23 protein-coding genes are annotated in these 26,614 nt (G+C 70.8%); 4 read left to right on the top strand and 19 right to left on the bottom strand.

Going from position 1 to position 26,614, the window contains the following annotated elements; genetic code table 11:
- The first annotated feature begins 99 nt into the window (after nucleotides 1-99).
- The gene (locus ACZ619_RS04495; RefSeq protein ID WP_469593988.1) at nucleotides 100-942 is read left to right on the top strand and encodes a thioredoxin domain-containing protein; all 843 of its coding nucleotides are present in this window, start codon (nucleotides 100-102) and stop codon (nucleotides 940-942) included.
- Nucleotides 943-1,035: 93 nt separating this feature from the next.
- Entirely contained in the window at nucleotides 1,036-2,706 is a 1,671-nt protein-coding gene (locus ACZ619_RS04500; protein WP_469593991.1) for an alkaline phosphatase D family protein, read from the top strand.
- Between the two features lie 7 nt (nucleotides 2,707-2,713).
- On the opposite strand, the gene ACZ619_RS04505 is transcribed toward ACZ619_RS04500, so the two are convergent.
- A complete protein-coding gene (locus ACZ619_RS04505; protein ID WP_469593994.1) occupies nucleotides 2,714-3,283 on the bottom strand; it encodes a dienelactone hydrolase family protein in 570 nt (189 codons plus the stop codon).
- Between the two features lie 101 nt (nucleotides 3,284-3,384).
- Between ACZ619_RS04505 and ACZ619_RS04510 the strand changes: the two genes are divergently transcribed.
- Complete coding sequence (locus ACZ619_RS04510; protein WP_469594503.1) at nucleotides 3,385-4,503, top strand: mechanosensitive ion channel family protein; 1,119 nt, start codon at nucleotides 3,385-3,387, stop codon at nucleotides 4,501-4,503.
- A gap of 8 nt (nucleotides 4,504-4,511) precedes the next feature.
- Here ACZ619_RS04510 and ACZ619_RS04515 read toward each other — a convergent pair whose 3' ends face one another.
- From ACZ619_RS04515 to ACZ619_RS04540, 6 genes are all read right to left on the bottom strand, one after another.
- Nucleotides 4,512-5,252 (bottom strand): SDR family NAD(P)-dependent oxidoreductase, encoded by a 741-nt coding sequence (locus tag ACZ619_RS04515; protein ID WP_469593997.1) that lies wholly within the window; start codon nucleotides 5,250-5,252, stop codon nucleotides 4,512-4,514.
- 118 nt (nucleotides 5,253-5,370) lie between these two features.
- Complete coding sequence (locus tag ACZ619_RS04520; RefSeq protein WP_469594000.1) at nucleotides 5,371-6,957, bottom strand: Na+/H+ antiporter; 1,587 nt, start codon at nucleotides 6,955-6,957, stop codon at nucleotides 5,371-5,373.
- Nucleotides 6,958-7,013: 56 nt separating this feature from the next.
- Nucleotides 7,014-7,484: a GNAT family N-acetyltransferase gene (locus ACZ619_RS04525; protein ID WP_469594003.1), complete on the bottom strand. Its 471-nt coding sequence runs from the start codon at nucleotides 7,482-7,484 to the stop codon at nucleotides 7,014-7,016.
- Complete coding sequence (locus ACZ619_RS04530; RefSeq protein ID WP_469594006.1) at nucleotides 7,481-8,425, bottom strand: RluA family pseudouridine synthase; 945 nt, start codon at nucleotides 8,423-8,425, stop codon at nucleotides 7,481-7,483. The genes ACZ619_RS04525 and ACZ619_RS04530 overlap by 4 nt, the downstream gene beginning before the upstream one ends.
- A gap of 55 nt (nucleotides 8,426-8,480) precedes the next feature.
- Nucleotides 8,481-9,089, bottom strand: a complete 609-nt coding sequence (lspA, locus tag ACZ619_RS04535; protein WP_469594009.1) for a signal peptidase II — start codon at nucleotides 9,087-9,089, stop codon at nucleotides 8,481-8,483.
- 67 nt (nucleotides 9,090-9,156) lie between these two features.
- Complete coding sequence (locus ACZ619_RS04540) at nucleotides 9,157-9,996, bottom strand: TraR/DksA family transcriptional regulator (protein WP_469594012.1); 840 nt, start codon at nucleotides 9,994-9,996, stop codon at nucleotides 9,157-9,159.
- A 604-nt stretch (nucleotides 9,997-10,600) separates the two neighbouring features.
- Here ACZ619_RS04540 and ileS point away from each other — a divergent pair.
- Nucleotides 10,601-13,738 (top strand): isoleucine--tRNA ligase, encoded by a 3,138-nt coding sequence (ileS, locus tag ACZ619_RS04545; RefSeq protein WP_469594015.1) that lies wholly within the window; start codon nucleotides 10,601-10,603, stop codon nucleotides 13,736-13,738.
- A gap of 227 nt (nucleotides 13,739-13,965) precedes the next feature.
- Here ileS and ACZ619_RS04550 read toward each other — a convergent pair whose 3' ends face one another.
- The 12 genes from ACZ619_RS04550 to ACZ619_RS04605 all read right to left on the bottom strand — a co-directional run bounded on the left by ACZ619_RS04550 (nucleotide 13,966) and on the right by ACZ619_RS04605 (nucleotide 26,612).
- Nucleotides 13,966-15,249, bottom strand: coding sequence for a DivIVA domain-containing protein (locus tag ACZ619_RS04550; RefSeq protein ID WP_469594018.1), 1,284 nt, complete (start codon nucleotides 15,247-15,249; stop codon nucleotides 13,966-13,968).
- 55 nt (nucleotides 15,250-15,304) lie between these two features.
- Nucleotides 15,305-15,589 carry a YggT family protein gene (locus ACZ619_RS04555; protein WP_355707926.1) on the bottom strand — a complete coding sequence of 95 codons (285 nt, stop codon included), beginning with the start codon at nucleotides 15,587-15,589 and terminating at the stop codon, nucleotides 15,305-15,307.
- A 50-nt stretch (nucleotides 15,590-15,639) separates the two neighbouring features.
- Nucleotides 15,640-16,281, bottom strand: coding sequence for a cell division protein SepF (locus tag ACZ619_RS04560; protein ID WP_469594022.1), 642 nt, complete (start codon nucleotides 16,279-16,281; stop codon nucleotides 15,640-15,642).
- 126 nt (nucleotides 16,282-16,407) lie between these two features.
- The gene (locus tag ACZ619_RS04565; protein ID WP_469594024.1) at nucleotides 16,408-17,127 is read right to left on the bottom strand and encodes a YggS family pyridoxal phosphate-dependent enzyme; all 720 of its coding nucleotides are present in this window, start codon (nucleotides 17,125-17,127) and stop codon (nucleotides 16,408-16,410) included.
- A 6-nt stretch (nucleotides 17,128-17,133) separates the two neighbouring features.
- Complete coding sequence (gene pgeF / locus ACZ619_RS04570; protein WP_469594027.1) at nucleotides 17,134-17,862, bottom strand: peptidoglycan editing factor PgeF; 729 nt, start codon at nucleotides 17,860-17,862, stop codon at nucleotides 17,134-17,136.
- 10 nt (nucleotides 17,863-17,872) lie between these two features.
- Nucleotides 17,873-19,069 carry a cell division protein FtsZ gene (ftsZ, locus tag ACZ619_RS04575; protein WP_469594029.1) on the bottom strand — a complete coding sequence of 399 codons (1,197 nt, stop codon included), beginning with the start codon at nucleotides 19,067-19,069 and terminating at the stop codon, nucleotides 17,873-17,875.
- 280 nt (nucleotides 19,070-19,349) lie between these two features.
- Nucleotides 19,350-20,144 (bottom strand): cell division protein FtsQ/DivIB, encoded by a 795-nt coding sequence (locus ACZ619_RS04580; protein WP_469594506.1) that lies wholly within the window; start codon nucleotides 20,142-20,144, stop codon nucleotides 19,350-19,352.
- A gap of 29 nt (nucleotides 20,145-20,173) precedes the next feature.
- Nucleotides 20,174-21,262: an undecaprenyldiphospho-muramoylpentapeptide beta-N-acetylglucosaminyltransferase gene (murG, locus tag ACZ619_RS04585; protein ID WP_469594032.1), complete on the bottom strand. Its 1,089-nt coding sequence runs from the start codon at nucleotides 21,260-21,262 to the stop codon at nucleotides 20,174-20,176.
- Between the two features lie 6 nt (nucleotides 21,263-21,268).
- Nucleotides 21,269-22,624: a putative lipid II flippase FtsW gene (gene ftsW, locus ACZ619_RS04590; protein ID WP_469594034.1), complete on the bottom strand. Its 1,356-nt coding sequence runs from the start codon at nucleotides 22,622-22,624 to the stop codon at nucleotides 21,269-21,271.
- A gap of 66 nt (nucleotides 22,625-22,690) precedes the next feature.
- The gene (murD, locus tag ACZ619_RS04595; RefSeq protein ID WP_469594508.1) at nucleotides 22,691-24,106 is read right to left on the bottom strand and encodes a UDP-N-acetylmuramoyl-L-alanine--D-glutamate ligase; all 1,416 of its coding nucleotides are present in this window, start codon (nucleotides 24,104-24,106) and stop codon (nucleotides 22,691-22,693) included.
- Nucleotides 24,107-24,114: 8 nt separating this feature from the next.
- Nucleotides 24,115-25,185 (bottom strand): phospho-N-acetylmuramoyl-pentapeptide-transferase, encoded by a 1,071-nt coding sequence (gene mraY / locus ACZ619_RS04600; RefSeq protein WP_046729529.1) that lies wholly within the window; start codon nucleotides 25,183-25,185, stop codon nucleotides 24,115-24,117.
- Complete coding sequence (locus tag ACZ619_RS04605; RefSeq protein WP_469594036.1) at nucleotides 25,185-26,612, bottom strand: UDP-N-acetylmuramoyl-tripeptide--D-alanyl-D-alanine ligase; 1,428 nt, start codon at nucleotides 26,610-26,612, stop codon at nucleotides 25,185-25,187. The genes mraY and ACZ619_RS04605 overlap by 1 nt, the downstream gene beginning before the upstream one ends.
- Nucleotides 26,613-26,614: the final 2 nt, after the last annotated feature.

The following is a 26,614-nucleotide window of genomic DNA, read 5'->3' on the forward strand; positions in this document are numbered from 1 at the left end:
GCACCCCTCTCCCCGAGCACGCCCCTCGTCCGAGCACGACGAGTCCCCCACACGTATCCCGCGTACGACATGTGCGCGTCCCCTTTGGAGATCACCAACATGAGCAAGCGGAACAGCGCGGCGGCCAAGAACGCGGCCCGGGAGCGGCTGCGCATCGAGCGCGAGAAGCAGGCCAGGCGCGCCAAGGTCAAGCGGCAGGTCGTCGTGGCCTGCTCGGTCGTGGCCGTGCTGGCCGCGGCGGGCGGCATAGGCTACGCCGTCGTCCAGGCCAACAAGCCCGGCTACTGGGAGGCCGAGAAGGACGCCAAGGTCGTCGCCCCGGCCCACACCACGGGCACCGACGGGACCACGGTCGTGATCGGCAAGAGCACGGCCGCGAAGACCCTGAAGGTCTACGAGGACCCGCGCTGCCCGATCTGCGCCCAGTTCGAGCAGACCGTCGGTTCGACCGTGAAGAAGGACATCGACGACGGCAAGTTCAAGATCCAGTACATCGGCGGCACGTTCCTGGACGGCGACTCGCTGGGCAAGGGCAAGATCGGCACCAACGGCGAGGGCTCCAAGAGCGCGATGAGCGCCATGGGCGCCGCGCTGAACGTCAGCGACGAGGCGTTCCTCGAGTACAAGACCGCGCTGTACTCGAAGAAGTGGCACCCGGACGAGTCGGACGACAAGTTCAAGAACGACGACTACCTGATCAAGGTCGCCGACACCGTCCCGGCGCTGAAGGGCAACAAGACCTTCCAGGCCGCGGTCAAGTCCGGCAAGTACGACGCCTGGGCGCTGGCCATGTCGAAGACGTTCGACACCAACAAGGACGGCGTGACGGGCACCCCGAGCTTCGTCATGGACGGCAAGATGCTGACGACCGACTCCAGCGGCAACCCGCCGATGACGGTCGCGGACTTCACCTCCCTGGTGGACGCGGCCCTCAAGGCCTGACGCCAGGCGGAATTTCCAGCTCCGCGTGAAGAGCAGGCGAACTTTCCCCGGTTCGCCTGCTCTTGGTCATACCGGTCAGTAACCTACTCGGACGTGACCAGTCGAAGAAGATCAGCACAGCCGTCCGAGGGTGCCGCCTCCCTCGCCCCCCGCCGCCGTACGGTCGTCAAGGCCGCGGCGGCGACCGCCGTCCTGGCCGCTCCGCTCGCCGCCGCCCTGCCGGCCCGGGCCGCCTCCGACACCCCCGCCTTCCTGCACGGCGTCGCCTCCGGCGACCCGCTGCCCGACGGTGTCCTGCTGTGGACCCGGGTGACCCCGGCCGCCGACGCGGTGCCCGGCTCCGGCCTCGGGCCCGACACCGAGGTCAGCTGGACCGTCGCCACCGACAAGGCGCTCACGAACGTCGTCTCGCGGGGCTCCGCCACCGCGGGCGCCGACTCCGACCACACCGTCAAGGCCGACATCCGCGGCCTCGCCCCGGCCACCGACTACTGGTTCCGCTTCTCGGCCGGCGGCACGGACTCCCCGGTGGCGCGCACCCGCACCGCGCCGGCGGCCGACGCCACCGTCTCCGGCCTGCGCTTCGGCGTGGTCTCCTGCGCCAACTGGGAGGCCGGCCACTTCGCCTCCTACCGCCACCTGGCTGCCCGCGGCGACCTCGACGCGTGGCTGCACCTGGGCGACTACATCTACGAGTACGGCACCGGCGAGTACGGCACCCGGGACACCGTGGTCCGGGAGCACGCGCCCGCCCACGAGATCATCACCCTCGCCGACTACCGCACCCGGCACGGCAGGTACAAGACCGACGCCGACCTCCAGGCCCTGCACGCCAAGGCGCCGGTCGTGGCCATCTGGGACGACCACGAGTTCGCCAACGACTCCTGGTCCGGCGGCGCCGAGAACCACACCGAGGGCACCGAAGGCACCTGGACGGCCCGTCAGGCGGCCGCCAGGCAGGCCTACTTCGAGTGGATGCCGGTCCGCCCGGCCGTCGCCGGCACCACCTACCGCCGGCTGCGCTTCGGCAAGCTCGCCGACCTCTCCCTGCTCGACCTGCGCTCCTTCCGCTCACAGCAGGTCTCCACCGGCAGCGGCTCGGTCGACGACCCCGACCGCACCATCACCGGCCGCGCCCAGCTCGACTGGCTGAAGGCCGGTCTCAAGGCCTCCGACACCACCTGGCGGCTGGTCGGCAACTCGGTGATGATCGCGCCGTTCGCCGTCGGCTCGCTCTCCGCCGACCTGCTGAAGCCGCTCGCCAAGCTGCTCGGCCTCCCCCAGGAGGGCCTCGCCCTCAACACCGACCAGTGGGACGGCTACACCGACGACCGCCGGGAGCTGCTGGCCCACCTGCGCTCCAACGCGATCGGCAACACGGTGTTCCTGACCGGCGACATCCACATGGCCTGGGCCAACGACGTACCGGTGGACGCCGGCACCTACCCGCTGTCCGCCTCGGCCGCCACGGAGTTCGTCGTCACCTCGGTGACCTCCGACAACCTGGACGACCTCCTCAAGGTCTCCCCGGGCGTCGTCTCCACCGTGGCCGCGCCGGTCATCCAGCTGGCCAACCGGCACGTCCACTGGGTCGACACCGACCGCCACGGCTACGGCGTCCTGGACATCACCGCCGCGCGGGCGCAGATGGACTACTACGTCCTCTCCGACAAGACGAAGGCCGACGCCACCTCGTCCTGGGAGCGTTCGTACCGCACCCGCAGCGGCACCCAGAAGGTCGAGCGCGCCTACGACCCGGTGTGACCCGCGCCTACAGCGAGCCGAGGAAGCCGAGCGCCACCCGCCAGGTGGCCTCGGCCGCCTCCTCGTCGTAGTCCGGCAGGCCCGGGTCGGTGTACAGGTGCCCGGCGCCCGGGTACCGGTAGACCTCCACGTCGGCACCCGCCCTGCCCATCTGCAGGTACCAGGCGCTCAGCCAGTCGTCCGTCTCGAAGGCGTCCGGCTCGGCCACGTGCAGCTGCACCGGCAGCTCGTCCACCGAGGCGTTCGGCGCGATGTCCGACGTGCCGTGCAGGAGCAGCAGCCCGCGCGCCCGCTCGTCGCCCAGCGCCAGCGTCTGGGCGACCGACGCGCCCAGCGAGAACCCCGCGTACACCAGACCGCGCTCCGAGTAGGGCGCCGCCGCCAGCACGGCCCGCTTCAGCAGCTCGTCCTTGCCGGTCTCCTCGTTGAACCGCATGCCCTCCTCGACCGTGTCGAACGTGCGTCCCTCGAAGAGGTCCGGCGTCCACACCTCGTGCCCGGCTCCGCGCAGCCGGTCCGCGGCCTCGCGCACCGCCGGCCGGAGACCGTAGGTCGAATGAAAAAGCATGATGTTCATGCGCCCATGGTGCCAGCCCCCGCACACGGCACCGTGACGGCCTTCTCACCGGTCGGCATGTTCAGAACCCCACGGATCCGGTTACGTTCGGAGCCATGGAGATGGAGAACCTACTCCGCCCGCTGATCGTGGTCGGCGGCGCCGTCGTCCTCACCCTGCTGATCGGCTGGGCGACCGACCTGCTGCTGCGCAAGGCCGACGCACGGCACAGCGAGACCCCGCTGTGGGGTCTGCTGCGCCGCGGCCGCGTCCCCTACCAGCTGGTGCTCTGCGCGGCCCTGCTCAGAGGCTCGTACGACCAGGCCTCACTGCTGGTGGAGCACCGGATCGCCGTCGGCCGGCTCCTCACCCTGGTGCTGATCGGGTCGGCCGCCTGGCTGGTGATGCGGATCGCGGCGGCGGTCGTCGAGTCCTCGTTCAGCCGCTACGCCCGCGGCCACACCGACGCGGCCCGGGTCCGCCGGGTGCGCACCCAGGTGTCGCTGATCATGCGGGTGGTCGCGGCGATCGTCGGTGTGATGGCCGTGGCGGCGATGCTGCTGACGTTCCCGGCGATGCGGGCGGCCGGCGCCTCGCTGCTGGCCTCCGCCGGGGTCCTCGGCATCGTCGCCGGTGTGGCCGCCCAGTCCACGCTCAGCAACATGTTCGCGGGTCTGCAGATCGCCTTCGGCGACATGGTGCGCCTCGGCGACACCGTCGTGGTGGACGGCGAGTGGGGCACGGTCGAGGAGATCACCCTCACCTTCCTGACGGTACGGACCTGGGACGAGCGCCGGATCACCATGCCGGTGTCGTACTTCACCTCCAAACCCTTCGAGAACTGGTCGCGGGGCACCCCGCAGATGACCGGGATCGTCTTCTGGCACCTCGACCACTCGGCGCCGGTCGAGCTGATGCGCGAGAAGCTCCGGGACATCCTGCGGGAGTGCGCCGCCTGGGACGGCCGGGACCACGGCCTGGTGGTCACCGACGCCACGCCGAACACCATCCAGGTGCGGGCGCTGATGACCGCCAAGGACTCGGACGACGTCTGGAAGGTCCGGGTGACCGTCCGCGAACGGATGATCACCTGGCTGACCGCCGAGCACCCCTACGCCCTGCCCCGCGTCAACACGGCCGACGCGGTGCTCCCGCCGAACGGGCTCGTGCCCGCCCCCTCCCCCGCCGAGGGCGCCGCCGCGCGCCGGGTGCACGAGCCGCCGCTCACCGGCCGCGGCTGACGCCCGCCTCAGTGGCCGCGCTCGGCGCCGCCGTTGACCTGGACGATCTGCGAGGTGACGTGTCCGGCCGCCGGGGAGGCCAGCCAGTGCAGGGTGGCCGCGACGTCACCGGGGGTGCCTGCCCGCCCGGTCGACGTCTCGGCGACGAGCCGCTCCCGCCGGGCCTCCTCCACCGGGCCGCCGAAGAAGTCGGTGTCCTCGACATACCCCGGCGCGACCACGTTGACGGTGACCCCGCGCGGCCCCAGCTGCCGGGCCAGATCGTGGGCGTAGGGATGCAGGGCGGACTTGGCGGCGGCGTAGGAGCCGGTCCCCGAGCCTCTGAACGCCGCGATGGAGCTGACGAACAGCACCCGCCCGCCGGGGTCGGCGAGCCGGTTCTTCAGCGCCTCCGTGAGCAGGACGGCGGTCAGCGTGTTCTGCCGGAAGTTGCCGCTCCAGGTACGGGCGACGGCGTCGAGCGGATCACCGGCCTCCGCGTCGGGCGCGAACGCCGCGTTCCCCCCGGCGCTGTGGACGAGCACGTCGACCGCCCCGAACTCGTCCGCGACGAACCGCGCCACGCCCCGCACGTCCGCCGGCTCCGCGAGATCGGCCGCGTACCCGACCGCCCCCGGCACCCCGGCCTTCTCCAGCACCTCTCTGCGCCGCCCGAGCAGCAGCACCCGGTCCCCGTCCGCGGCGAACACCCGCGCCGCGGCGAGCCCGATCCCCGTTCCTCCACCACTGATCACAATGTTCCGAGCCATGATCCGAGACTACGAGCGGGGCACGGACACCGCCTCCGACTGTCCACAACCGCCATGTGTTCGTATGACCGCCGTCATGTGTCCGGGCCCCGTGGACAGGCTCCCCGCGGGCGGGAAGTCACCTGAGGCTGCGGACGTCCAAGTGGCGCAGTACGCGGTCCACGATCTCGGGGTCCGCGCCCGGTTCGCTGCGCGCCGCCAGCACCTCGTGCCGCGCCGCGCTGAGCATCTCCCCCTGGATCCGCCGCAGCCGCTTCAGCCGCCGCATCCGCTTGTCGTGCCCCTCCCGCCGCTCGTCCTCCGCCACGTCGGGGCTGATCCGGAAGCCGATCTCGAAGGCCCGCCGCAGCATCTGCTCGGTGAGGTCCTCCGGCAACTCCTCGACCTGCTCGATCTCCTTCAGCCGCCGCCGTGCCGCCTTGGCCGCCCGCACCGCCAGCTCCTTCTCGAACTCCTTCTCCCGCTCGGTGTCGGCCCGCACCCCGAGCCGTTTCACCAGCCACGGCAGGGTCAGCCCCTGGAGCACCAGCGTCGCCATGATCACGCCGAAGGCGATGAAGACGATCTCGTCCCGGTCCGGGAAGGCGGACCCGTCGTCGGTCTTCAGGGGAATCGCCAGGGCCAGCGCCACCGACGCCACCCCGCGCATCCCGGCCCACCACATCACGACGGTCTCCCGCCAGCTGGTCGGGATCTCCTCGTCGTAGTCCCGGCGCGCGTGCAGCCGTTTGGTCAGCCAGGTCGCCGGCAGCAGCCAGAGCAGCCGTACCACCACGACCACGCCCACGATCGCCGCCGCCCAGCCCAGCAGCTCGCCCCAGCGGCCGGACGCCGTGCGGATCGCGTTGTGCAGCTCCAGGCCGATCAGCCCGAACGCGACGCCGGTGACGAGCGTGTCGACGATGTCCCAGAAGGTGTATCCGGCCAGCCGGGTCATCACGTCGTCGGCGTCGGTGGCGTACTCGGCGATGAACAGCGCCGTGGTGAGCACGGCGAGCACCCCGGAGCCGTGCAGTTCCTCGGCGAGGACGTAGGAGGCGTACGGGACGATCAGGGTGAGGCCGATCTGGAGGGTCGCGTCGCCGAGCACGTCCATCAGCTTGTTCGCGCCCCAGCCGAGCACCAGCCCCACGACGAGCGCGACCACGGCGGACAGCAGGAAGTCGGCCCCGGCCCGCCAGGGCGAGAACGTCCCGCTGACCACGGCGGCGATCGCCACGTGGTAGAGCACGATGGCCGTGACGTCGTTGAAGAGGCCCTCGCCCTCCAGGATCGACACCAGCCGGCGCGGCAGCCCGAGCTGCCCGGCGACGGCGGTCGCGGCGACCGGGTCCGGTGGGGCGATCAGCGCGCCCAGCGCCACGGCCGCGGCGATCGGCAGCCCGGGCACGATCGCGTTGGCGACGACGGCCACGCACACCGTGGTGACGAAGACCAGGGCCACCGCCAGCAGGAAGATCGGGCGGATGTTGGCCGCGAACTGCCGCCAGGAGGTCCGCCGCACGGCCGCGTAGAGCAGCGGCGGCAGCAGGCCGGGCAGGATCAGCTCGGGCGGGATGTTCACGTTGGGCACGAAGTCGGCCACCGCGAGGACGATCCCGAACAGGGTCATCAGCACGGGCGCCGGCAGTCCGAACCGGTCCCCCACCGGGACGCTCACCAGGGCCCCGAGCAGCAGCACGAACAACAGGGCCAACTGATCCACGGCCAGCGCTCCGGGTATCGACGATCACACGGCGGGCCTCAAGCGTGCCATGCCGGCTACAGAACCCTGCGCATCCCCCGGTGCGGGATGCCGGCCTCCTCGTACTCCGGGCCGTAGGGCGCGTAGCCGAGCCGCTCGTAGAAGCCCAGCGCGTGGGTCTGCGCGTGCAGGTCGACGGCGGTCAGGCCACGCGCGCGTGCGGCCTCCTCGATGGCCCGTACCAGGGCCACGCCGATCCCGAGGCCGCGGGCCGCCTCGGCGACCGCGAGCCGGCCCAGGGAGCCGAGGGAGAGGTCGCCGCCGGTCTTCGCCGCGGCGACCGCGCCGTGCAGGAGACGGCCGGTGCCGAGCGGCACGCCGTCCTCGCGGACCGCCAGGACGTGCAGGGCCGTGGCGTCGTACTCGTCGTACTCCACGTCCTCGGGGACGCCCTGTTCGACGACGAAGACCTGCTTGCGCACCGTGAAGCACGCCTCCAGGTCGGCGGGGTCCTCGGCGACCCGCACCGCGTACGCGCGCGTGCTCATCCGTAGGTCTCCTCACGGACCTGGTCGAGCGCCTGCTGGAGGTCGGCCGGGTAGTCGCTCCCGAACTCGACCCACTGGCCGTCCCCGGGGTGCTCGAAGCCGAGGCGGACCGCGTGCAGCCACTGGCGGGTCAGGCGCAGCCGCTTGGCGAGCGTCGGGTCGGCGCCGTAGGTGAGGTCGCCGACGCAGGGGTGGCGGTGGGCGGCCATGTGGACGCGGATCTGGTGGGTGCGGCCGGTCTCCAGCTTCACGTCCAGCAGGGAGGCCGCGCGGAACGCCTCGATGAGGTCGTAGTGGGTCACGGAGGCCTTGCCGTCGGCCGTGACCGCCCACTTGTAGTCGTGCTGGGGGTGCCGGCCGATCGGGGCGTCGATGGTGCCGCTGGTCGGGTCCGGGTGGCCCTGCACGAGCGTGTGGTAGCGCTTGTCGACCGTGCGCTCCTTGAACTGGCGCTTGAGCGAGGTGTACGCCCGCTCCGACTTGGCGACCACCATCAGACCGGAGGTGCCCACGTCGAGGCGGTGCACGATGCCCTGGCGCTCGGCGGCGCCGGAGGTGGAGATGCGGTAGCCGGCGGCGGCGAGGCCGCCGATGACGGTCGGGCCGGTCCAGCCGGGGCTGGGGTGCGCGGCCACGCCGACCGGCTTGACGATGACGACCACGTCATCGTCGTCGTAGACGATCTCCATGCCCTCGACGGGCTCGGCGACGATCTGCACGGGCGCGGGCGCGCCCGGCATCTCGACCTCCAGCCAGGCGCCGCCGTGCACCCGCTCGGACTTGCCGACCACCGAGCCGTCCACCTGCACCTTTCCCGCCGCGGCCAGCTCGGCCGCCTTGGTACGGGAGAAGCCGAACATGCGGGAGATGGCGGCGTCGACGCGCTCGCCCTCCAGGCCGTCGGGCACGGGCAGGGTACGGATCTCGGGAAGCGTGCTCACCCGTCGAGTATGCCGGACGGCGCCGACGGCCCCGTACGCAAGCCCCCGCGGACCCTCAGTCCTTGTGGACGGTGCCGTCCGGGTCCAGGCCGCGGAAGGAGAGCAGGACGATCAGGATGCCGCCGCAGACGATCGCCGAGTCGGCCAGGTTGAACACCGCGAAGCCCCTGGGCGCGATGAAGTCCACGACCTGGCCCTCGAAGATCCCGGGGGAACGGAAGATCCGGTCGGTCAGGTTGCCGAGGGCGCCGCCGAGCAGCAGGCCGAGGGCGACCGCCCACGGGAAGCTGTAGAGCTTGCGCGCCAGGCGGAAGATCACGACGATGACGGCCGCCGCGATCACCGTGAAGATGATGGTGAAGGCACCGCCGAAGCCGAAGGCCGCGCCGGGGTTGCGGATCGCGTGCAGCTCCAGCCAGTCGCCGACGACCTTGATCGGCGCGTGGTGCTCCAGCTTCGCGACCACGATCATCTTGCTGGCCAGGTCGAGGGCGTACGCGAAGGCGGCCACCGCGAACAGCACGGCGATCCGGCGCCCGCGGCCGGGCCGCCGTTCGTCCACGGCCCGCTCCTGCCCCGCACCGGGCACGCCGGGGTCCGCCATGTCCTCGCGGCCGTCGTCCGGGGTGTCCGGCGTACCGATGATGCGCTCCGCCTCTGCCACGTGAGTCCCTCAACCTAGGTGCCTGACTGAGGACGAGACTACGGCACGCCCCGCACGACCCCGGTGCTCAGTAGCGGCGTTCCTGCTTCTGCTTGCACTCGACGCACAGGGTGGCCCTCGGGAAGGCCTGCATCCTGGCCTTGCCGATGGGATTGCCGCAGTTCTCGCAGAGGCCGTAGGTGCCCGCGTCGAGCTTCTGGAGGGCGCGCTCGGTCTGTTCGAGCATCTCGCGCGCGTTGGCGGCCAGGGCCAGTTCGTGCTCGCGCGTGATGTTCTTGGTGCCGGTGTCGGCCTGGTCGTCGCCCGCGCCGTCCCCGGAGTCGCGCATCAGGCCGGCCAGGGCGCTGTCGGAGGCCTCCAGCTCGGTGCGCAGCCGCATCGCCTCGGTCGTCAGCTCCGTGTGCGCCTCCGCGACCTCCTCCGGCGTCCACGGGTCCTCGCCCGGGCGCACCGCGAGTTCACCCGGGGCCGCCGTGGCGACCCGCGCCTTGGGGACGGCGGTCTGCGCCGCCGCGGCCGTGCCAGGAGTCTTCTTCGCAACCACCGTCGTGGCTCCCGTCTGCTTCGCGGCCCGCGCCGCGCCCGCTTTCTTGGCCGTGCTCTTCTTGGCCGTGCTCTTCGCCGCGGTCGCCTTCTTCTCGGCCGCCGTCTCCTCAACCGTCCTCTTTTCGGCCGACTTCTTTTCGGCCGTCTTCTTCGCCGCCGTCTTCTTCGCGGCCGTCTTTCTCGCGGCCGTCTTCCCGGCCGTGCCCTTCTCCGCCGTTTTCCTCACCGGCGCCGTTTTTTCGGCCTTGTCGGCCGTTTTCCCGGCGGGACCCTTCTCACCTGGCGTTTCCTCGGAAGCAGCGGCCGCATCCCTGGACCGGCCGGACGCCGACTGCTGTACGGCGGTCTTCTTCGCCACCATGGCCGCGGCCCCTTCACATATTGTGATCTTGCACGCGAATCGTGCTGGGACGATAAATCGACTCGAGTCCCGCGGCAACGGGGCACGCCGCCCGATCCGCCCGCCTCGCACCCCCCAGTCAGCCGGTATGCATCCGTTGTGCCCAGCTCCCCGCGCGGTAATCCGCCGAGCCGGACATCCCAGGATCCGAACACGCGTACCGCGCCATTCGGGTCATCGCGGCAGGTGGGCGGCGCGCCGGAGCCGGGCCGGGAGGTGCGCCCCGAAAACGGGTCGGCCGCTGTCCGTGCGGCGCCGTACACTGGGCGCAGCGAGAAGCGTGGATGGGGCCGAGTAGCGGCGTACGCAGCCCAGAGCGACCCGGGGACGGTGGAAGCCCGGGGGCGAGCGCGACGTGAAGATCACCCCGGAGCCGCCGGAAGAACGCCCCGCAGGGGTCAGTAGAACCGGCTTCGCGACCCCAATGAGGGGGCTCACCGGCGCGTACGGCGCACGGAGGGCCAAGGAGGGTGGTACCGCGGGAGCGCGCCGCACACGGCGTACGCAAGGCAAGGCTCTCGTCCCTCCGACGGAAGGCAGCAAGTCCGTTGGAGGAAGCTCGCAGATGACAGCGCCGACGTACCGCCAGGTGCCCGCACAGGTCGACCTGCCCGCCCTCGAGCACGCCGTGCTCGACTTCTGGCGCGAGCAGAAGGTCTTCGCCAAGAGCCTGGCGCAGTCCGAGGGCCGCCCGGAGTGGGTGTTCTACGAGGGCCCGCCCACCGCCAACGGCATGCCGGGCGCCCACCACATCGAGGCGCGCGTCTTCAAGGACGTCTTCCCGCGCTTCAGGACCATGCGCGGCTACCACGTGGGCCGCAAGGCCGGCTGGGACTGCCACGGCCTGCCCGTGGAGCTCGCGGTCGAGAAGGAGCTGGGCTTCAGCGGCAAGCAGGACATCGAGGCGTACGGCATCGCCGAGTTCAACGCCAGGTGCCGCGAGTCCGTGCTGCGCCACACCGACGCGTTCTCCGAGCTGACGACGCGCATGGGCTACTGGGTCGACCTCGACGACGCCTACGTGACCATGGACCCCGAGTACATCGAGTCCGTCTGGTGGTCGCTGAAGGAGATCTTCTCCAAGGGCCTGCTGGTCCAGGACCACCGCGTCGCCCCCTGGTGCCCGCGCTGCGGCACCGGCCTGTCCGACCACGAGCTGGCGCAGGGCTACGAGACGGTCGTCGACCCGTCCGTGTACGTCCGCTTCCCGCTCACCTCCGGTCCGCTCGCCGGCCAGGCCGCGCTCCTGGTGTGGACGACGACCCCCTGGACCCTGGTGTCCAACACGGCGGTCGCCGCGCACCCGGAGGTGACCTACGTCGTCGCCACCGACGGCGAGGAGAAGCTCGTCGTCGCCGAGCCGCTGGTCGCCAAGGCGCTCGGCGAGGGCTGGGAGACCACGGGCCAGAGCTTCACCGGCGCCGAGATGGAGCGCTGGACGTACCAGCGTCCCTTCGAGCTCGTGGAGTTCCCGGCACCGGCCCACTTCGTGGTCAACGCCGAGTACGTCACGACCGAGGACGGTACGGGTCTGGTCCACCAGTCCCCCGCCTTCGGTGAGGACGACCTCAGGGTCTGCCGCGCCTACGGCCTGCCGGTGGTGAACCCGGTCCGCCCCGACGGCACGTTCGAGGAGAACGTCCCGCTGGTCGGCGGTGTCTTCTTCAAGAAGGCCGACGAGAAGCTCACCGAGGACCTGCACGCGCGCGGGCTGCTCTTCCGGCACCTGCCCTACGAGCACAGCTACCCGCACTGCTGGCGCTGCCACACCGCGCTGCTCTACTACGCGCAGCCGTCCTGGTACATCCGCACGACGGCGGTCAAGGACCGTCTCCTCGCGGAGAACGAGAAGACGAACTGGTTCCCGGAGACGGTCAAGCACGGCCGGTACGGCGACTGGCTGAACAACAACATCGACTGGGCGCTGTCCCGCAACCGCTACTGGGGCACCCCGCTGCCGATCTGGCGCTGCGAGGACGACCACCTCACCTGCGTCGGCTCCCGCGCGGAGCTCACGGAGCTGACGGGCACCGACCAGTCGGGCCTGGACCCGCACCGCCCGTTCATCGACGACGTGACCTTCGCGTGCCCCCAGTGCGCGAAGACGGCCACGCGCGTGCCCGAGGTCATCGACGCCTGGTACGACTCGGGTTCGATGCCGTTCGCGCAGTGGGGCTACCCGTACAGGAACAAGGAGCTGTTCGAGAGCCGCTACCCGGCGCAGTTCATCTCCGAGGCCATCGACCAGACCCGCGGCTGGTTCTACACGCTGATGGCGGTCGGCACGCTGGTCTTCGACAGGTCGTCGTACGAGAACGTGGTCTGCCTGGGCCACATCCTCGCCGAGGACGGCCGCAAGATGTCCAAGCACCTGGGCAACATCCTGCAGCCGATCCCGCTCATGGACCAGCACGGCGCGGACGCGGTCCGCTGGTTCATGGCGGCCGGCGGTTCCCCGTGGGCGGCCCGCCGGGTCGGGCACGGCACGATCCAGGAGGTCGTCCGCAAGACGCTGCTGACGTACTGGAACACGGTCGCCTTCCAGGCGCTGTACGCCCGTACGTCGGGCTGGGCGCCGTCCGCGGCCGACCCGGCCCCGGCCGAGCGGCCGCTCCTGGACCGCTGGCTGCTCTCGGAACTGCACGCGCTCACCGACCAGGTGACGCAGTCCCTGGAGGCGTACGACACCCAGCGCGCCGGCAAGCTGCTGTCCGCGTTCGTCGACGACCTTTCCAACTGGTACGTCCGCCGTTCGCGCCGGCGCTTCTGGCAGGGCGACAAGGCCGCGCTGCGCACGCTGCACGAGGTCGTGGAGACCGTCACCAAGCTGATGGCCCCGCTCACCCCGTTCATCACCGAGCGGGTGTGGCAGGACCTGGTGGTGCCGGTGACCCCGGGCGCGCCGGAGTCGGTGCACCTGGCCTCCTGGCCCGAGGCGGACCTGTCCGCGATCGACCCGGAGCTGTCCAGGCAGATGGTCCTGGTACGCCGGCTCGTGGAGCTCGGCCGTGCCACGCGCGCGGAGTCGGGTGTGAAGACGCGTCAGCCGCTGTCCCGGGCGCTGGTGGCCGCGGTCGGTTTCGACGCGCTCGACAAGGAGCTGCACGCGCAGATCACCGAGGAGCTGAACGTCTCCTCGCTGGCGTCGCTGTCCGAGGTGGGCGGCTCGCTGGTGGACACCACGGCCAAGGCCAACTTCCGGGCGCTGGGCAAGCGGTTCGGCAAGCGGGTGCAGGAGGTCGCCAAGGCGGTCGCCGGGGCGGACGCGGCCGCGCTGTCGCTGGCGCTGCGCGAGGGCACGGCGTCGGTGGAGGTCGACGGCGAGACCATCACGCTGGCACCGGACGAGGTGATCATCACCGAGACGCCGCGTGAGGGCTGGTCGGTGGCGTCGGACTCCGGTGCGACGGTCGCGCTCGACCTGGAGATCACGGAGGAGCTGCGCCAGGCGGGCCTGGCCCGGGACGCGATCCGGCTGATCCAGGAGGCGCGCAAGAACAGCGGGCTGGACGTGGCCGACCGGATCGCGCTGCGGTGGGTGTCGACCGACCCGGCGGTGATCGCGGCGCTCGCCGAGCACACCGCGCTGATCGCCGACGAGGTGCTGGCGACCGACTTCGCGCAGGGCGAGGCGGACGGTGCGTACGGGGAGCCGTTCGTCGACGAGGGGCTGTCCCTCACGTTCCGGCTGCGCAAGGCGTAAGCGCGGGTAAGCGCCAGGCGCAAGCGCCTGGCGCTGTGAGCAAGGGCCCGGTCTCCAGGCAGGAGGCCGGGCCCTTGCTCGTGTCCGGGGGTCGGTCCCCGGCCGTGCGCGGTTCCCCGCGCCCCCCCGAGACGGAGACGGCAACAGGGCGGGCCCCGGAGGTGAATCCGGGGCCCGCCCTGTTTGAACGTTGCCGACGCCTACGGCGTACTACCCTGCGGCGGCCGTCAGTTGTCGTCCTCGTCGATGAGGAAGCCACGCATCGGGGACGGCGCCTGGCCCATCGGGGACGGACCCTGCGGGCGGACCGGAGCCATCGGCTGGGTCATCGCCGGCGTCATCTGCTGCTGGCCGCCGTAGGACGGGGCGGCCGGGGACGGACCGCCGCCCATCGGCTGCTGGCCGCCGTAGGACGGGGCGCTCGCGCCGGCCGGGGCCATCGAGGGCGCCGGGGACGGCGGCAGGGAGGCCGCGGCCGGGGTGCGCGGCGGGGCGAGGGAGTCGTCGGCCTGGGTCTCCAGCTGACGCAGCTGGGACTCGAGGTACGACTTCAGACGCGTGCGGTACTCGCGCTCGAAGCCGCGCAGGTCCTCGACCTTGCGCTCCAGCGTGGCGCGCGCGGACTCCAGGGAGCCCATGGCGACGCGGTGCTTCTCCTGCGCGTCCCGCTCCAGCGCGTCCGCCTTGGCGCGGGCGTCACGCTCCAGACCCTCGGCGCGGCTGCGGGCCTCGCCGACGATCTTGTTGGCCTCGGAGCGGGCCTCGGCGATCGCCTGGTCGGCGGTCTGCTGGGCCAGCGAGAGGACACGCGCGGCGCTGTCGCCACCGGGACCCTGACCGGGACCGCCCATCGGACCGCCCATGGGGCCGCCCATCGGACCGCCCATCGGCTGCTGCTGCATGGGGGGCTGACCGCCCATCGGGCCCATGCCCTGACCCATCGGGCCGGGACCCTGGCCCATGCCGGGACCGCCCTGACCCATCGGACCGGGACCCTGGCCCATGCCCGGACCCATGCCCTGACCCATCGGGCCGGGACCCTGCGGACCGCCCTGGCCACTGGGACCGGCCGGCAGCTGCGGGGCACCGCTCGGCAGCTGCGGGGGACCGCCCATGGGGCCACCCATCTGCTGCTGCGGCGGGCCCGATATGCCGGCAGGCACCGGAGCGCCGGGGCCTCGCATGCCCTGCTGAGGCATACCGCCCTGCTGCGGCATGCCCTGCTGGGGCATACCTCCCTGAGGCATCCCGCCCTGAGGCATGCCGCCCTGAGGCATCCCGCCCTGCTGGTCCTGCGGCTCCGGAGGCTTGCGCATGTTCTGCTGGTTCTGCGCGGCCGCGCGCGTGGCCGCGGCAAGTTTGGCGCGCAGGTCCTCGTTCTCACGGAGCAGACGGGTCAGTTCGGCCTCGACCTCGTCGAGGAAGGCATCGACCTCGTCCTCGTCATAGCCTTCTCGGAGGCGGACGGTCGTGAACTGCTTGTTCCGCACGTCCTCGGGGGTCAACGGCATCTCTTCACCTCAACGTAGTCGTCGGCTTCGGCAAGACGGTAGGTCACATCGCTCATCACAGCCGACCAACGATCGCGATCAGGATGTAGACGATGATCATCAGTACGAAGAAGGACAGGTCGAGCGCCACGCCCCCGAGACGCAGCGGCGGGATGAACCGCCGCAGAAGCTTGAGCGGTGGATCGGTGACAGTGTAGGTGGCCTCAAGTACGACCACCATCGCCTTGCCGGGTTGCCATGACCGGGCGAACTGGAACACGTAGTCCATGACCAACCTGAAGAGCAACACGATGAGGAAGCACATCAGCGCGATGCGAATCACGTCCAGGAACACGCTCATGATTCGTGCTTCCCTCTCCCCTGTCCCATACCTTGTACCGGTGTCGCGTCTCAGCTCTGGTTGAAGAACCCGCCCTCTGCGATACGGGCCTTGTCCTCCGCCGTGACATCGACGTTAGCAGGCGACAACAGGAACACCTTCTGCGTCACCCGCTCGATGCTGCCGTGAAGACCAAACACCAAACCGGCCGCAAAGTCGACAAGTCGCTTCGCGTCCGTGTCGTCCATCTCGGTGAGATTCATGATCACCGGGGTGCCCTCACGGAAGTGTTCCCCGATGGTACGGGCCTCGTTGTAGGTCCGCGGGTGAAGCGTGGTGATCCTGTAAGGCTCTCGTTCCGACACGACCTTGGGCATGATCACCGGTGCGTTCTTCTCCAGGCTCGCGCGTTCTTGTGTGATGGACGCCACGGGGGCGATGCGCGCCGGACGGCCCGATTCCGCGGCAAGCGAAGCGGAATGCGCGACCGGTTCGCGCGGTGCCGAAGGTTGCACCACTCGTACCGAATCGTCCCTTTGGGACTGGTGTGCACCGTGGGACTGGTGCGACGGCTCGTGCCGTCGGTGGTCCCGCTCGGGCTCCGGGTCCAGTTCGGGCTCGAAGTCGTCGTCTGGGTCGAATCCGCGGCCGTCGTACCCATCGTCCTCCACGAGGCCGAGGTAGACCGCCATCTTGCGCATCGCGCCGGCCATGCTCTGAGTCCTCCGCTCTGTGGTGGATCGGTGACGACTGCCAAGTCCCGCGATCCACGTGGTCGTTGTGCCCGCCTTCGGCGGCATTGACCATATTTTCTGCTGTGGTCCGACTTCCTGGCGACGTTACCCGAGCCTGGGGCGGACTCCGAGTACCGCAGTGCCGACGCGTACATGTGTCGCCCCGGCCGCCACGGCCTCCTCGAGGTCCGCACTCATCCCTGCGGAGACCATGTTCGCAGCAGGATGGGTTCGGCGCAGGTAGGTCGACAAATCCATCAACCGCCCGAAGGCCTCCCGTTGACGCCCGGCATACTCCCCGGTGAGCGGGGCGACGGTCATCAGCCCGTCGAGACGCAGCCCCGGGGCGGCGGCGACGAGATCGGCCAACTCTTCGATTCCGCCGGGCGCCACGCCGCCGCGCTCGCCGCGGCCGCCGGCGCCCGCGTCGAGTGCGACCTGGAGGAGGCACCCCACCTCGCGCCCGGCGCGCACCGCCTCCTTCGACAGCGCCCCCACGAGCCGGGAGCGGTCGACGGACTGCACGACGTCCGCGTAACCCACCACGGACCGCACCTTGTTCGTCTGCAACTGCCCGACGAAGTGCCAACTCAGGGGCAGATCGGCACATTCGGCAGCTTTGGGGGCGGCGTCCTGGTCGCGGTTCTCGGCGACATGGCGCACACCGAGTTCCGACAGGAGCCGTACGTCGCTCGCCGGGTAGGTCTTGGTGACCACGATCAGGGTCACCTCCTCCCGCTCGCGCCCGGCCGCCGCACAGGCGGCGGCGATGCGCTCCTCCACTTTCGCCAGGTTTCCGGCGAGTTCGGTCTTACGGTCCGTCATGTCCCATCAGTCCAGCCACACATAGCCGGCGAGCCGCCCCGTGGTGCGGTCCCGGCGGTACGAGAAGTGATCATTCGACTCCAGCGTGCACACCGGCGACTGCGCCCGGTCGCACACCCCGGCGCGCGCCAGCTGCGCGTGCACTCCGGCGCTCACGTCGACCGCCGGAGTGCCCCAGCCGGTCTCCGCGTGCGCCGCCGGCTCGACGGCCGCCACCTCGGCGCGCATCTCCTCCGGCACCTCGTAGCACCGCCCGCAGACGGCGGGGCCGGTGCGGGCGACGATCCGGGCCGGCTCGGCGCCGAGCGACTCCATGGCGTCGATCGCGGCGGGCACGATCCCCTTGACCAGGCCCGGCCGTCCGGCGTGGGCCGCGGCGACCACTCCGGCCACCGGGTCGGCCAGCAGGACCGGCACGCAGTCGGCGGTCAGCACCGCGAGGGCCAGACCCCGGGCCGCGGTCACCAGCCCGTCGACCTCGGGCGTGAGCCGGGTGGTCCACTGGCCCTCGACCTCGGCGACGTCGTTGCCGTGCACCTGGTTCATCCAGACCACCCGGCCGGGGTCCAGGCCGAGCGACTTGGCGGCGAGCTCCCGGTTGGCCCCTACCGTCCCGGGGTCGTCGCCGACCGCCACGCCGAGGTTGAGCTCCTCGTACGGAGCGGCGCTCACCCCGCCCCACCTGTCGGTGAAGGCGAAGTGCGCGCCGCTCACGGTTTCGCGCTGTCCTATCACGTCGCAAGGATCACTTGAGGAAGTCCGGTACGTCCAGTTCCTCGGCCGCGCTGTCCGTGTAGGAACGCGACGGCGGGACCGGCGGGACGACCGGGATGTCGGCGACCGGCTCGGGGGCCGGCTCCGGGTCCTCCTTGGGGGTCACGCTGCCGAGCGAGCCGAAGGAGGGGCGCTCGGGCTGCTGCCGTGCCGGAGCGGGCTCCTCGCGGCGGCTGGAGGCCGAGGAGGAGCCGAGGACGTTGTCCCGGCGGGCGGGGGGCTGGCCCCCGTCGAAGCCGGCCGCGATGACCGTGACGCGGACCTCGTCGCCGAGGGCGTCGTCGATGACGGCGCCGAAGATGATGTTGGCCTCCGGGTGGGCGGCCTCGCTGACGAGCTGGGCGGCCTCGTTGATCTCGAACAGGCCGAGGTCGGAGCCGCCGGAGATGGAGAGCAGCACGCCCCGGGCGCCGTCGATGGAGGCCTCCAGGAGCGGCGAGGAGATCGCCATCTCGGCGGCGGCCACCGCGCGGTCGTCGCCGCGGGCCGAGCCGATGCCCATGAGGGCCGAACCGGCCTCGGACATGACCGACTTGACGTCGGCGAAGTCGAGGTTGATCAGACCGGGGGTGGTGATGAGGTCGGTGATGCCCTGGACACCCGAGAGCAGGACCTGGTCGGCCGACTTGAAGGCGTCGAGCACCGAGACCTGGCGGTCCGAGATGGACAGCAGCCGGTCGTTCGGGATGACGATGAGGGTGTCGACCTCTTCGCGGAGTTCCGCGATGCCGTCCTCGGCCTGGTTGGCCCGGCGCCGTCCCTCGAAGGTGAACGGGCGGGTGACCACGCCGATGGTGAGGGCGCCCAGCGAGCGCGCGATGTTGGCCACGACGGGCGCGCCGCCGGTACCGGTGCCGCCGCCCTCGCCGGCCGTCACGAAGACCATGTCGGCCCCCTTGAGGACCTCCTCGATCTCCTCGCGGTGGTCCTCGGCGGCCTTGCGCCCGACGGCCGGGTTGGCGCCGGCGCCGAGTCCGCGGGTGAGTTCACGGCCGACGTCGAGCTTGACGTCGGCGTCGCTCATCAACAGCGCCTGCGCGTCGGTGTTGATGGCGATGAACTCGACGCCCTTGAGGCCGACCTCGATCATCCGGTTGATGGCATTGACACCACCGCCGCCGACACCGATGACCTTGATGACTGCGAGGTAGTTCTGCGGTGCTGCCACGTCGAAGGCCTCTCGCCTCGAATTAACGTCGCCGTCCACGAGCGGTGCCCCGCGCGGGGACGGCAGATGCCGAATGGGACGGTCCGTAGCGCCGACCCGAACCCTAAGCCTGAAGTTTAGGGTTACCAGTGTGTCTGTTCCCTGGAGTCTTCTGAACAGGACACTAAGTCGACAAGCGGCGCCCGTTCAACGAACACGCCGAACCTCCCGTTTTTCTTTTCACCCTATGTGATCAGGCACAGAGGTGCCCAACCAGGGTGCTGGCCTGCGCTGATGTGCGTCAACTCGCCGCTGACGCGGGGGCGGTGGGAACGCTCACGTCGAAGTGCCGCGCTCCGGAAGCCGCTTTCATGAGGGCGGTGAGCGCGCGGGCCTTGGCGGCGCCGTTCTCGGCGCTGCCCCACTCGACCGTGCGGCCGCCGCTCAACTCCAGCGAGATGTCGTCGTAGGAACGGACCTTGAGGGTCCCGGTGGTGCGGCGGACGGCGGCCGGAACGTCACCCGCGACCCGGACCGCCTCCCGCACCAGCCGGTCGGTGCCGAAGCGGCGCAGGCTGGCGGTGGCGGAACCCGAACGGGAGAGACTCAATTCCAGCGCCGGAACGCCTTTCGGTGCTTCGGAAACCGTGGCAAACCGGACGCCTCCCTTGTCCACTTCGATGAAGTTTCCGCCTTTTGCGATGAGCAGAACCGGCGTACGTTCGGTCACTTTCAGCCCGATTCCGTGGGGCCAGGAACGGACGACGTCAACCACGTCGATTCGGGGCAATTTCCGGCGCAGCCGGGCCTCGATGCCGTCGGTGTCCACGGAGGCCATCGGAGCCCCGACGGGGACGGCGGCGGCCTCGCGCACCTGCCGGGGCGTCAGAACGGCCGTGCCGGACACGGAGACATGCCGTACGCGCAGCCACGGGGAGCCGTAGAGCAGCCAGACGGAACCACCGCCGAGGAGCACCAGGACGACGACCAGGATGACGATCGTACGAAGGCGGAGCCTTCTCAGCCTTCGGGCGAGCGGCGGGCCGGACGACTCCTGCTGGCGTTCACCGCGCTCGGCGGTGGTCGATCCGGCCACGCTGCTCACTTGCCTTTCGTCATACGGTCCTAACGGCTTGAGGCGATCGCCTCGTACACCATGCCGACGAGCAGTTCGTCCGCGTCCCGGCGGCCGAACTCGCTTGCCGCGCGGGACATCTCGTACAGCCGGTGCGGGTCGGCGAGCACGGGCAGGACGTTCTGCTGCACCCACTCCGGGGTGAGTTCCGCGTCGTCGACCAGGAGACCGCCGCCGGCCTTGACCACCGGCTGGGCGTTCAGCCGCTGTTCGCCGTTGCCGATGGGCAGCGGGACGTAGGCGGCCGGGAGTCCGACGGCGGAGAGTTCGGCGACGGTCATCGCGCCCGCGCGGCAGAGCATCAGGTCGGCGGCGGCGTACGCGAGGTCCATCCGGTCCAGGTAACTTACCGGGATGTAGGGGGGCATCCCCGGCATCTGGTGCACCTGCGGCAGTTCGTTCTTCGGGCCGACCGCGTGCAGGATCTGGATGCCGGCCTGCTGGAGCCAGGGCGCGACCTGCTGGACGACCTCGTTGAGGCGGCGGGCGCCCTGCGAGCCGCCGGAGACCAGCAGCGTGGGCAGGTTGGGGTCGAGACCGAAGCGGTGGCGGGCCTCGGGGCGGGCCGCGGCGCGGTCCAGGGTGGCGATGGAGCGGCGCAGCGGGATGCCGATGTAGCGGGCGTCACGGAGCTTGCTGTCGGGCGTGGAGACGGCGACCTTCGCCGCGTACCGGGAGCCGATCTTGTTGGCCAGGCCGGGGCGGGCGTTGGCCTCGTGGATCACGATCGGCACACCGAGGCGCTTGGCGGCCAGGTAGCCGGGCAGGGCGACGTAGCCGCCGAAGCCGACGACGCAGTCCGCCTTGGTGCGCTCCAGGATCTGCTCGGCGGCCTTGATGGTGCCGCGCAGCCGGCCCGGGACGGTGATCAGCTCGGGAGTGGGCCTGCGGGGCAGCGGCACCGCCGGGATCAGCGCCAGCTCGTAGCCCCGCTGCGGGACGAGCGTGGTCTCCAGGCCGCGTTCCGTGCCCAGGGCCGTGATCCCCACGGTGGGGTCCTGCCTGCGCAGGGCGTCCGCGAGGGCGAGCGCGGGCTCGATGTGGCCGGCGGTCCCCCCACCAGCGAGTACGACATGCACCGAAATTCACCGCTCTCCGGACGAACGTGCCACCGGGGCACGCCGTCGCATCGTGTTCCATCTCCGAGGTCCGCGAGGACCCCCGGCTCCCCGCTTTCTACCAAAGCGGGGTTGCCGCATCGCAAGCGCCGCCCGCGCAGCGGGCTCGTCGCGCGCGAAGGCGATCAGCAGCCCGATGGCGAACATGGTCGGCAGCAGGGCGGAGCCTCCGTAGGAGAACAGCGGGAGGGGGACGCCGGCGATCGGCAGCAGGCCGAGCACCGCACCGATGTTGATCACCGCCTGGGCGGTGATCCAGGTGGTCACGCCTCCCGCGGCGTACCTCACGAAGGGGTCCTCCGTGCGTCCGGCCACGCGGATACCCGCATAGCCTAGAGCCGCGAAGAGGGCGAGTACCGACAGCGTCCCCGCGAGGCCCAGTTCCTCACCGGTGACGGCGAAGATGAAGTCGGTGTGGGCTTCGGGCAGTTGGCCCCATTTCTCCACACTCGCGCCGAGCCCGGACCCGAACAGTCCGCCGCTGGCCAGGGCGTAGATGCCGTGCACGGCCTGCCAGCAGTCGGCGACGCCGGTCTTCGGTTCGGTGGCGCCGATGCAGGCGAGCCGGGCCATCCGGTTGGGGCTGGTCTTGATGAGGATCACACCGATCACGGCCGCGACCGAGAGCACGCCGGCGAACAGCCGGGTCGGCGCCCCCGCCAGCCACAGCAGGCCGAACAGGATCGCGGTCAGGATGATCGCCGTACCCATGTCGCCGCCGAGCATGATCAGTCCGAGCAGCAGGAAGCTGACCGGGACCAGCGGCACCAGCATGTGCTTCCACTGGGTCAGCAGCCGCTTCTCCTGCTTGCGGGCCAGCAGGTCGGCGCTCCAGAGCACCAGGGCGAGCTTGCCGAACTCGCTGGGCTGGATCTGGAAGGAGCCGCCCAGGGAGATCCAGTTCTGGTTGCCGTTGACCGACATCCCTATCCCGGGCACCTGCACGAGCGCCATCATGAAGACGGCGCCGGCGAGGATCGGGTAGGCGAGCGCGCGGTGCAGTTTCACCGGCATCCGGGACGCCATGAGCAGCAGCACGCCGCCGATGGAGGCGGCCAGGAACTGCTTGCGGAAGAAGAAGGACCCGGGCAGCGACATCTGGAGCGCGGTGATCTGGGAGGCCGAGTAGACCATCACCAGGCCGAGCACGGTGATCAGCAGGCTGCCGCCGAGGATCAGGTAGTACGCGGTCAGCGGCCGGTCCCAGGCGCGGTGGGCACGGGTGTGGAGCCGCCGTACGGGGTTCTCGCGCGCGGAGCGGGAGACGGCGGGACGCCGGGGGGCCCGCTGTACGGGCGGCCGGCCGGTGCGGCTACCGGGCATCAACGCCTCCGCTGAACGTCGACCGTCCCACGCGTCCCTCCCAAGGTCGCCCGGCAGGCGGCCGGGTCAGGCGCCGAGTTCGCGCACCGCCTGCGCGAACGCGTCACCGCGCTGGTTGTAGTTGGTGAACATGTCCATGGAGGCGCAGGCCGGGGCCAGCAGCACCGTGTCGCCGGGCTGGGCCAGCCGCTGGGCCTCGGTCACCGCCTGGAGCATCGCCCCAGTGTCGGTCCGGTCGAGGTCCACGACGGGTACTTCCGGCGCGTGTCGCGCGAGGGCGTCCCGGATGAGGGCGCGATCGGCGCCGATCAGGACGGCACCGCGAAGCCGCCCGGCCGACTTGGCGACCATCTCGTCGAAGGTCGCACCCTTCGCCAGTCCGCCCGCAATCCATACGATCGACTCATATGACGCCAACGAGGCTTCCGCCGCGTGGGTGTTGGTGGCCTTGGAGTCGTCGACGTACGCCACGCCCGCCACGTCGGCGACGTGCGCGATGCGGTGGGCGTCCGGGCGGAAGTTCCGCAGCCCGTCGCGTACGGCCGCGGGGGCCACCCCGAAGGCGCGCGCCAGGGCCGCGGCCGCAAGGGCGTTGGCGATGTTGTGCGGAACCGGCGGGTTGACGTCGGAGACCTCGGCCAGCTCCTGCGCGTTCTTGTGCCGGTTCTCCACGAAGGCCCGGTCGACCAGGATGCCTTCCACGACGCCCAGTTGGGACGGGCCCGGGACGCCGAGGGTGAAGCCGACGGCGCGGCAGCCCTCCTCGACGTCGGCCTCGCGCACCAGGTCCTCGGTGAGCTTGTCGGCGACGTTGTAGACGCAGGCGACCCGGTTACCCTCGTAGACGCGCCCCTTGTCCCTGGCGTACGCCTCCATGGAGCCGTGCCAGTCCAGGTGGTCCGGGGCGAGGTTGAGCACGACCGCCGAGTGGGCGCGCAGCGAGGGCGCCCAGTGCAGCTGGTAGCTCGACAGCTCCACGGCCAGGACGTCGTACGGCTCGTCCCCGAGGACCACGTCGAGCAGCGAGACGCCGATGTTGCCGACGGCGGCCGTGCGCAGCCCCGCGGCCCGCAGGATCGACGCCAGCATCTGGACCGTGGTGGTCTTGCCGTTGGTGCCGGTGACGGCCAGCCAGGGGGCTGCTTTTCTGCCGTCCCGGCCCCGCAGCCGCCAGGCCAGCTCGACATCGCCCCAGACCGGCACGCCCGCCGCACCGGCCGCCAGGAACAGCGGCTTGTCCGGCTTCCAGCCGGGCGCGGTGACGATCAGCTCGGTGCCCTCGGGCAGGGTCGCCCCGTCGCCGAGGCGCACGGTGATGCCGAGCGCCTCCAGCTCCGCGGCCTGTTCACGCGCGCGTGCGTCGTCGCCGTCGTTGACGACCGTGACGAGCGCCCCGCGCGCGTGCAGCACCTTCGCCGCCGGGACGCCGGAGACACCGAGCCCGGCGACGGTGATGCGCATGCCCTTGAATTCCGGGGACACCGAGGAGGTCACTTGTCCGCTGCCCATCCCGCGTAGAAGAGGCCGAGTCCGACGATCACGCAGATGCCCTGGATGATCCAGAAGCGGACCACCACAAGTACCTCGGACCAGCCCTTGAGTTCGAAGTGGTGCTGGAGCGGTGCCATCCGGAAGACGCGCTTGCCGGTGAGCCGGAAGGAGCCGACCTGGATGACGACCGACATGGTGATGAGGACGAACAGGCCGCCCATGATGGCGACGAGGAGCTCCGTGCGGGACAGGATCGCCAGGCCCGTGAGGACACCGCCGAGCGCGAGCGAACCGGTGTCGCCCATGAAGATCTTGGCCGGCGAGGTGTTCCACCACAGGAAGCCGAGGCAGGAACCCATCAGCGCGGAGGCGATGACCGCGAGGTCCAGCGGATCGCGCACCTCGTAGCAGGCGTTGGGGTTGGTCAGGGTCGTCGCGTTGGCGCAGGACTCCTGGAACTGCCAGACGCCGATGAACGTGTAGGCGCCGAAGACGAGCACGGAGGCACCGGTGGCCAGACCGTCCAGACCGTCGGTCAGGTTCACGCCGTTGGACATCGCCAGGATCATGAACAGCGCCCAGACCACGAACAGCACCGGGCCGATGGACCAGCCGAAGTCCGTGATGAACGACAGCTTGGTGGAGGCCGGGGTGTTGCCGCGGGCGTCGGCGAACTGGAGCGAGAGCACCGCGAAGGCGATACCGACGATCAGCTGGCCGGCCATCTTCGCCTTGGCCCGCAGACCGAGCGAACGCCGCTTGACGATCTTGATGTAGTCGTCCAGGAAGCCGACCAGGCCCATCCCGCACATCAGGCCGAGGACCAGCAGACCCGAGTAGGTCGGGGTGTAGCCGGTGATCACCTTGGACAGGAAGTAGGCCGCCACCGTCGACAGGATGAAGGCGATACCGCCCATCGTCGGCGTACCGCGCTTGCTGGCGTGCTCGCGCGGGCCGTCGTCACGGATGTACTGGCCGTAGCCCTTGCGGGCGAGGAGCTTGATCAGCAGCGGGGTGCCGATCAGCGTCAGGAAGAGACCGATGACGCCCGAGAAGAGGATCTGCTTCATCATCGGGCATCAACACCCTGGGCACCGGACTCCAGGAGCGCCTGCGCAACGCTCTCCAGGCCCACCGAACGTGACGCCTTCACGAGTACGACGTCCCCCGGGCGCAACTCGCTGCGCAACAGGTGGACCGCCGCCTGTGCGTCGGACACGTGCACCGACTCCTCACCCCACGAACCCTCGTTATATGCGCCCAGTTGCAGCCAGGAGGCTTCCACTCCCCCGACGGCGACGAGCTTGCCGACATTGAGCCGGACGGCGAGCCGTCCGACCGCGTCGTGCTCGGCGAGCGCCTCGTCCCCGAGCTCGGCCATCTTGCCGAGCACCGCCCACGTGCGTCCCCCCTTCGCCTGTGAGGCTGTGCCCATGGCAGCGAGCGCGCGCAGTGCGGCCCGCATGGACTCGGGGTTGGCGTTGTAGGCGTCGTTGACGATGGTCACGCCGTCCGGGCGCTCGGTGACCTCCATCCGCCAGCGGGAGAGGGTGCCCGCCCCGGAGAGCGCGGTGGCGATCTCTTTCGCGGACATGCCCAGCTCATGGGCGACGGCGGCCGCGGCGAGCGCGTTCGACACGTGGTGCTCACCGTACAGGCGCATGGTCACATCGCTTGCACCGGAGGGTGTGTGAAGACTGAACGCGGGCTGTCCCGTGTCCGTGAGTCGTACGTTCTCGGCGCGTACGTCCGCTTCTGCGGACTCCCCGAAGAGGATCACCTTCGCCTTGGTGCGCGAGGCCATGGCCCGGACCAACGGGTCGTCGGCGTTGAGGATCGCGGTGCCGCCGTCCTCCGCGGCGGGCAGCGCCTCCACCAACTCGCCCTTGGCCTGGGCGATCTGCTCCCGGCCGCCGAACTCGCCGATGTGGGCGGTGCCGACGTTGAGGACCAGGCCGATCCTCGGGGGCGTCAGATCGGCCAGGTAGCGGATGTGTCCGATGCCGCGCGCGCCCATCTCCAGTACCAGGAAACGGGTTTCCCGGGTGGCGGACAGGGCTGTCAGCGGCAGCCCGATCTCGTTGTTGAGCGAGCCGGGCGTGAACACGGTCGGCGCCTTGGTGCGCAGCACCTGGGCGATGAGGTCCTTGGTACTGGTCTTGCCGGCCGAGCCGGTGAGGGCCACGAGGGTCGCGCCGAGCCGTCGTACGACATGGCGGGCGAGGGCGCCGAGGGCGGTCTGGACGTCGTCCACGACGATCGCGGGCACGCCGACGGGGCGCGACGCCAGCACGGCGGCCGCGCCCTGTGCGACCACCTGGGCGGCGAAGTCGTGGCCGTCCACGTGTTCGCCCACGAAGGCGGCGAACAGGCTGCCCGGGCCCGCCTCACGGGAGTCCCGGACGACCTCCCCGGTGACCTGGACGGACGGATCCGGTATGTCGTGCGTCTGCCCGCCGACGACTTCTGCGATCTCGGCGAGGGAGAGGGCGATCACAA

The organism is Streptomyces sp. NPDC104367 (assembly GCF_055583825.1).

What these genes read in the sequence shown, in the direction of transcription:
- ACZ619_RS04495 (WP_469593988.1), top strand. Translation starts at nt 100, where the DNA reads ATGAGCAAGCGGAACAGCGCGGCGGCCAAGAACGCGGCCCGGGAGCGG.
- ACZ619_RS04505 (WP_469593994.1), bottom strand. Translation starts at nt 3,283, where the DNA reads ATGAACATCATGCTTTTTCATTCGACCTACGGTCTCCGGCCGGCGGTG.
- ACZ619_RS04510 (WP_469594503.1), top strand. Translation starts at nt 3,385, where the DNA reads ATGGAGAACCTACTCCGCCCGCTGATCGTGGTCGGCGGCGCCGTCGTC.
- ACZ619_RS04515 (WP_469593997.1), bottom strand. Translation starts at nt 5,252, where the DNA reads ATGGCTCGGAACATTGTGATCAGTGGTGGAGGAACGGGGATCGGGCTC.
- ACZ619_RS04525 (WP_469594003.1), bottom strand. Translation starts at nt 7,484, where the DNA reads ATGAGCACGCGCGCGTACGCGGTGCGGGTCGCCGAGGACCCCGCCGAC.
- ACZ619_RS04540 (WP_469594012.1), bottom strand. Translation starts at nt 9,996, where the DNA reads ATGGTGGCGAAGAAGACCGCCGTACAGCAGTCGGCGTCCGGCCGGTCC.
- ileS (WP_469594015.1), top strand. Translation starts at nt 10,601, where the DNA reads ATGACAGCGCCGACGTACCGCCAGGTGCCCGCACAGGTCGACCTGCCC.
- ACZ619_RS04550 (WP_469594018.1), bottom strand. Translation starts at nt 15,249, where the DNA reads ATGCCGTTGACCCCCGAGGACGTGCGGAACAAGCAGTTCACGACCGTC.
- ACZ619_RS04555 (WP_355707926.1), bottom strand. Translation starts at nt 15,589, where the DNA reads ATGAGCGTGTTCCTGGACGTGATTCGCATCGCGCTGATGTGCTTCCTC.
- ACZ619_RS04560 (WP_469594022.1), bottom strand. Translation starts at nt 16,281, where the DNA reads ATGGCCGGCGCGATGCGCAAGATGGCGGTCTACCTCGGCCTCGTGGAG.
- ACZ619_RS04565 (WP_469594024.1), bottom strand. Translation starts at nt 17,127, where the DNA reads ATGACGGACCGTAAGACCGAACTCGCCGGAAACCTGGCGAAAGTGGAG.
- ftsW (WP_469594034.1), bottom strand. Translation starts at nt 22,624, where the DNA reads ATGCCCGGTAGCCGCACCGGCCGGCCGCCCGTACAGCGGGCCCCCCGG.
- mraY (WP_046729529.1), bottom strand. Translation starts at nt 25,185, where the DNA reads ATGAAGCAGATCCTCTTCTCGGGCGTCATCGGTCTCTTCCTGACGCTG.